This window comes from Streptomyces purpurogeneiscleroticus (assembly GCF_020024005.1).
In the GTDB taxonomy this organism is placed as follows: Bacteria; Actinomycetota; Actinomycetes; order Streptomycetales; family Streptomycetaceae; genus Streptomyces; species Streptomyces purpurogeneiscleroticus.
Genome location: NZ_NHSG01000021.1, coordinates 1 through 5,639, shown reverse-complemented (window position 1 = coordinate 5,639; position 5,639 = coordinate 1). Strand labels below are relative to the sequence as shown.

The following is a 5,639-nucleotide window of genomic DNA, read 5'->3' as shown; positions in this document are numbered from 1 at the left end:
CCGTAAGGGGGTCGGGCAGGGGATCCGTGAGGGGATCGCCCATCGGAGCCGGCGCCGGCCGCTCCTGCTGCGTCGGCTGCTGCGGCTGCTGCGGCTGAGCCTGCTGCGGCTGCTGCTCCTGGGCATGCTTCGGCTGCTGCGGCTGAGCCTGCTGCTCCCGCTGCGGCGGCAGCATCCGCTGGCCGCGCGTCGGCAGCGCGTTGGAGTTCGCCTCGGCGACCGAACCCGGCAGGGTCGGCCCGGTCTGCACCGTGCCCGGCTGCGCGGCCGCGGCCGGCGTCGGACGGGTCGGCAGGATGGACTTCGGCAGGACCACGACGGCGGTGACGCCGCCCTGCTGCTGGTCGCGCAGCTGGACGCGGACGCCGTGCCGCGCGGCGAGCCGTACGACGACGTACAGGCCGAGGCCGAGCGCCTCGTCGACCGTCTCCGAGGACGTCGCGGTCTCCGGGTCCGCCAGGCGCTGGTTCAGCTCCGCCATCCGCTCGGCGGTCATCCCTATGCCCTGGTCCTGGACCGAGAGCATCAGCTCGCCGCTCTCCAGCAGCCAGCCGGAGAGCTCGACGTGGGCGTCCGGCGGCGAGAACGCCGTGGCGTTGTCCAGCAGCTCGGAGACGAGGTGGCTGACGTCGTCGGCGGCGAAGCCGGCGATCTGGGAGTGCGGCGGCAGCGACTGGATGCGCACCCGCTCGTACCGCTCGATCTCGCTGATCGAGGCGCGCAGCACGTCCAGCAGCGGCACCGGCACGGCGTTGTGGTTGCTGTGCTCGGAGCCGGAGAGGACGAGGAGGTTCTCGCTGTTCCGGCGGACGCGCGCGGCGAAGTGGTCGAGCTTGTAGAGCGTTTCCAGCCGCTCGGGGTCCTGCTCCTTCTCCTCCAGGCCCTCGATGACGGCGAGCTGGCGCTCGACGAGGCCGACCGTGCGCATCGCGAGGCTGACGAACCGGTTGTTCACCCCGGAGCGCAGCGCGGCCAGCCGCTCGGTGAGGTCGTCGCGCTCCTCCAGCAGTACGTCGCGCTCGGCGGCCAGCCGCTTGCGGCCGCTCGCCATCCGGGCGCGCTCGCCCTCCGCCTCGGCGGCCGTCCGCGCCAGCTCGGCGACCTGCGCGTGCAACGCGTTGACGGAGCGCACGGTCTGCGCGTACTCGTCGTTGCGGCCCTTGTACTCGATGGATTTCTCGTCGGCCGGGTCCTTGGCGACCCGCGCGGCCCCGCGGCGCAGCGCGGACAGCGGCTGGGTCATCGTGCGCGCCGCCCAGATGCTGATGCCGACGGCGAGCAGCAGGCAGAGCCCGACCAGCCCGATGCGGATCTCCAGCGAGGTGACGTCGTCGTCCCGGAGCTTCGCCATCGCCTTCACCTCGGCGGTGCTCAGCGAGGACTCCACGCTGCGCATCAGGCCGACCCGCGTGGCGGTGCTGGACTCGATGCGCTTCCGGTCGAGCTGGAGGTCCAGGGGGTAGAGCCGGCGCTCGTCGGTGAGCTTGTCGAGGTAGCGCTCGGCGGTGTCGACGTCGGTGCCGTTGACCGTGCGGTCGTAGCTGTCCCGGGTGTCGTCGCCGGCGTTCTGCGCGAAGTCGGCGAGCGAGGCCAGTTCGCGTACGTGCGACTGCTGGGCCGCGGCGGACAGGTCGGTCGCCCGGCCCTCGCTCGCCAGCCCGGCGAGCAGCAGCGCGCGGGTCGCGGACGCCTGTTCGGTGGCGCGGGCGAGGAGCGGCAGGGCCTCGGCGTGCGAGCCGGCCGCGGTGGCCCGGGGCGGCACCCGGCGGGCGATGTCGGCCGAAATGGCGTCCAGTGCCTGAATGGTGGCGGTGTAGGACTTGAAGGTGGTCAGGGCGCTGCCCGCACCGGTCAGCCCCTGCTGACGGATTTTGGGCAGCGAGTCGAGCAGCTTGCCGGCGTCGCCGAACGCCGCGGTCTCCGCGGAGCTCTCCGCCGCCTCGGCGCGCAGGTCCTTGATCTGCCGGTCCACGCGGGCCCGCTGGGCCTCCGACACGCCACCTCCGGCGCGCGTCGTGCGGCCTCCCGCGACATAGACCGTCATGGCGTCGCGCTCGTCCGCGAGGGAGTGGGAGAGGGTCACCGCGCGCGCGTTCAGCTCGCCGAGGTCGACCAGCTCCTGGGAGCCGTCCACGTCCTGTGTCGCCGAGGCGATGACGGGCGTGCCGACGGCCATGACGGCGACCGCGACCACCGCCACAGCCCCTATGAGCCTGTTGCGCACGCGCGCGGGACGCCCGCCCGCGCGGTCACCGTCCGTACCGGACCTGGCCGGGCCGGCCGGTGTTCCCGGCTCCACCACGTCACCCCGAAGCCGCTTCTTCCGCACCGCTGCTCGCAATCCTGTCTCGCCTGCCCACGCCGTGTGTGGCCTTGCGGACCCGGCCGTTCTCCCCGGAAGGCGGATCTGCGGCGCGTCCTCAGCACCTCACGCCCCCGCCGGGCAGACAGTCCGGCTGTGCGCGTCGCGATGAGGGAATGGCCCCACCCATGATCCGGAATACGACCATTTCACCGGCGCCGCGCGGTGGCCCGGCAACGCCTGCCCGGCCACCTGAATGAGTGAACATCAATCGGAAGTTGACCATCAACTTCCGCTGTGGGGCGCAACAGTAGGCCATCAGCGGGCGGGTTTGGAGAACCGTCCGGGTCCTGGCAAGATGCCCGCCCGCATTTTACGGAGCGGCCCTTTGCCCCCTCCCGGGGCCGGAATTGGCGCCGTTCACGCGCCACGCCCCCGATTCACCGCATTCCGGACGCCCTTACCCGGCCCTTCCCCGGCCTCTTCCCGCCACTCCGGCATGCTTGCCCTCATGCGTATCGAACTCGCCACCGAGCCCGGCGACCCCCAACGCCCCAACGAGGACTACGCATCAGTAGCGCTGCCCGCTTCCGGGCAGGGCGGCGTCCTCGTTCTGCTCGACGGCGTGACGCCGCCGCCGGAGGACTTCGGGTGCCGCCACGACGTGCCGTGGTTCACCGCGCGCCTCGGGGGCGCGATGCTCGAACTGTCCGGTTCGCTCCGCGACATGACGCTCGCCGAAGCCCTCTCCGAAGCCATCGGACGCACCGCCACGGCCCATCACGACACCTGTGACCTTTCTCACAGGCGGACTCCGCAGGCCACGGCCATCGCCGCGCGCTGGTCCCCGTACGCCGTGGAGTACCTCGTACTGTCCGACTCGGCACTGCTCATCGAGGCACCGGACGGCACGGTCGAGGCGGTACTGGACCAGCGCCTCGAACAGCTGCCGGCCGCGGTCGGCGAGCTGCGCGCCGCGGTACGGGCGCTGCCGGAGGGCTCTCCCGAACGGGCGGCCGCGGCCCGTGAGTACGTGGCGGCGGTCGAGGCGCTGCGCAACGCCGAGGGGGGTTTCTGGACCGCGGCCGCCGACCCTTCGGTGGCGGCGCGCGCGGTCACCGGCACCGTGCCGCGCGACCGGGTCCGCTCACTGACCGCGCTGAGCGACGGGGCCGGGCGGTGGGTGGAGGTGTTCCGCGAGGGCTCGTGGGCCGACTGCCTGGGCGTGGTCCGCAAGGAGGGGCCGCAGGCGCTCATCGACCGGGTGCGGGCGGCCGAGAACGCCGACGCGGACGGGCTGGACTTCCCGCGCGGCAAGATGCACGACGACGCGGCGGTGGTGTTCGCGGAGCTGTGAGAGCGGGGCGCGGGCGGCGACGCGCTCCCGGCGTCAGCCCTGTTCCGGCTCGCCTTCCCGCGCCTCGTCCCGCTGCTCCTGCGTCTCGTCCTGTTCCGGCTCTTGTTCATCGTTCAACCGATGCAGCAGCCGCGCCAGTTCGGCGATCTCCCCGCGGTCCCAGGAGGCGAGCCGGCGGGCATACCGGTCACGCCGGGCGCTGCGTACCCGGGTGAAGCGGGCCAGCCCCTCGTCCGTGAGCCGGACCAGGACGGCACGCCCGTCGGCCGGGTCCTTCTCGCGGGCCACCAGGCCCAGGTCGTCCAGGGCCCGCAGCTGACGGCTGATGGTCGCCTTGCCGACGCCGAAGTAGCAGGCCAGTTCGGTGGCGCGCTGCTCGCCGGCCTCGGCGAGCCGGAGCAGCAGGCCGTACGCCGAGGGCTCCAGGTCGGGGTGGACCTCGCGGGCCATCTCGCCGGAGGAGGCGCGGGCGCGGCGCAGGAATACGGCCAACTCGTGTTCCAGCGACAGAAAGAGGTCGTCGATGGCGCCGGGCCGCTTCGCCGCCGCCCCGTCGGTTCCGGTGTTGTGCACGTCAGCGCCCTTTCCCGTTTTGCGGACGATGAAAGAATTTTTCAGCGGCGGCCGATTCCGCAGCTGAGCCAGTATTTCGCAGGATTAGACCAACGGAATCATCCGGTCCCTCTTTCCGCGTCTGTTCTACGCGCGTATCGTCCTTTATGGCATGACCACACCAAGTCAGCCCCTTCCCTCCCAGGTCCCACCGAGATCTACGGAGTCACGTATGTGCGTGCACAGATCCGGCCCGGCCCGCCACCACCGGCGCCCCACCGCCACGGTGGCCGCAATCCTCCTCACCCTGCTCGCCCTGCTCTGCGGCACCGTCGGCACCGCGACCGCCGCCGGGCCCGCCGCCACCCCCGGCACGGACGCGCCGGAGCCCACCCATCCCGGCCAGGACTGGGCCGGCTCGCAGGTCGCCAAGCACGAGGGCGGCACCGGCGCCCCCGTCGCGCCGTCCGTCCAGGCGTCCGTGGAAGGCGTGGACGTCAGCGGCCACCAGGGCAACGTCGCCTGGTCGACGCTGTGGAACAGCGGGGTGAAGTTCGCCTACGTCAAGGCGACCGAATCCACCAGCTACATCAACCCGTATTTCGCTCAGCAGTACAACGGGTCCTACAACGTCGGCATGATTCGCGGCGCCTACCACTTCGCGCTCCCGAACACCTCGTCCGGCGCCGCCCAGGCCAATTACTTCGTGGACCACGGAGGCGGCTGGTCCAAGGACGGCAAGACGCTGCCCGGCGCGCTCGACATGGAGTACAACCCCTACGGCGCCACCTGCTACGGCATGAGCGCAACCGCCCTGGTGAACTGGATGAAGGACTGGTTCGCCACGTACAAGGCACGCACCGGACGGGACGCGGTGCTCTACACCTCCACCAACTGGTGGAAGCAGTGCACGGGCAACTACGCGGGCTTCGGCAGCACCAACCCGCTGTGGATCCCGCGGTACGGCTCCTCGGTGGGTGAACTCCCGGCCGGCTGGGGCTTCCACACCATCTGGCAGTACACGTCCACCGGGCCGACCGTGGGCGACCACAACCTCTTCAACGGCGCGTACGACCGTCTCCAGGCGCTCGCGAACGGGTAAGAGGCCGACAGGGCTCCCCCACCGTGCCGCGAGGACCTGCGCCGGCCCCCTCCCGCAGGCCCTCGCGGCACGGCGCCCTGTCTCCCCCTCCTCCTTGCGCGTCTTCGAAAGAGGCTCCCCCCTATGCGCATACGCCGGTGCATCACGCTGCTCTCCACGCTCTGCACGGCCCTCGCGGTGGCCGTGCCCGCCTCCGCCGCATCCCTCGCGTCGGGCCCTGGCGAGCCGTCCGGTGCGCACCACCACGATGTCGCCCCGGCCGACCGTGACGCCGTGCGCCTCGGCTGTCGCGGTGAGGTGTTCCTCGGTGATCGCAAAGCCGTCGG

Annotated in this window: 4 protein-coding genes and 1 pseudogene; 2 read left to right on the top strand and 3 right to left on the bottom strand. The window is 71.9% G+C overall.

Features of this window, described 5'->3' with window-relative positions:
- A partial coding sequence (locus CCS38_RS00575) for a nitrate- and nitrite sensing domain-containing protein (RefSeq protein WP_223731192.1) occupies positions 1–2,200 on the bottom strand: 2,200 nt, incomplete at its 3' end.
- A 613-nt stretch (positions 2,201–2,813) separates the two neighbouring features.
- Between CCS38_RS00575 and CCS38_RS00570 the strand changes: the two genes are divergently transcribed.
- Entirely contained in the window at positions 2,814–3,659 is an 846-nt protein-coding gene (locus tag CCS38_RS00570; RefSeq protein WP_223731191.1) for a hypothetical protein, read from the top strand.
- Between the two features lie 33 nt (positions 3,660–3,692).
- On the opposite strand, the gene CCS38_RS00565 is transcribed toward CCS38_RS00570, so the two are convergent.
- Positions 3,693–4,232, bottom strand: coding sequence for a MarR family winged helix-turn-helix transcriptional regulator (locus CCS38_RS00565; RefSeq protein ID WP_223731190.1), 540 nt, complete (start codon positions 4,230–4,232; stop codon positions 3,693–3,695).
- 211 nt (positions 4,233–4,443) lie between these two features.
- Here CCS38_RS00565 and CCS38_RS00560 point away from each other — a divergent pair, with 211 nt between their 5' ends.
- Complete coding sequence (locus CCS38_RS00560; RefSeq protein WP_223731189.1) at positions 4,444–5,313, top strand: lysozyme; 870 nt, start codon at positions 4,444–4,446, stop codon at positions 5,311–5,313.
- A 168-nt stretch (positions 5,314–5,481) separates the two neighbouring features.
- Here the strand turns inward: CCS38_RS00560 and CCS38_RS00555 are convergent.
- Positions 5,482–5,639 (bottom strand): annotated as a pseudogene (locus CCS38_RS00555) (cyclase family protein); the annotation flags it as partial.

Coding starts and splice junctions, on each gene's coding strand:
- CCS38_RS00570 (WP_223731191.1), top strand. CDS start 2,814: ATGCGTATCGAACTCGCCACCGAGCCCGGCGACCCCCAACGCCCCAAC.
- CCS38_RS00560 (WP_223731189.1), top strand. CDS start 4,444: ATGTGCGTGCACAGATCCGGCCCGGCCCGCCACCACCGGCGCCCCACC.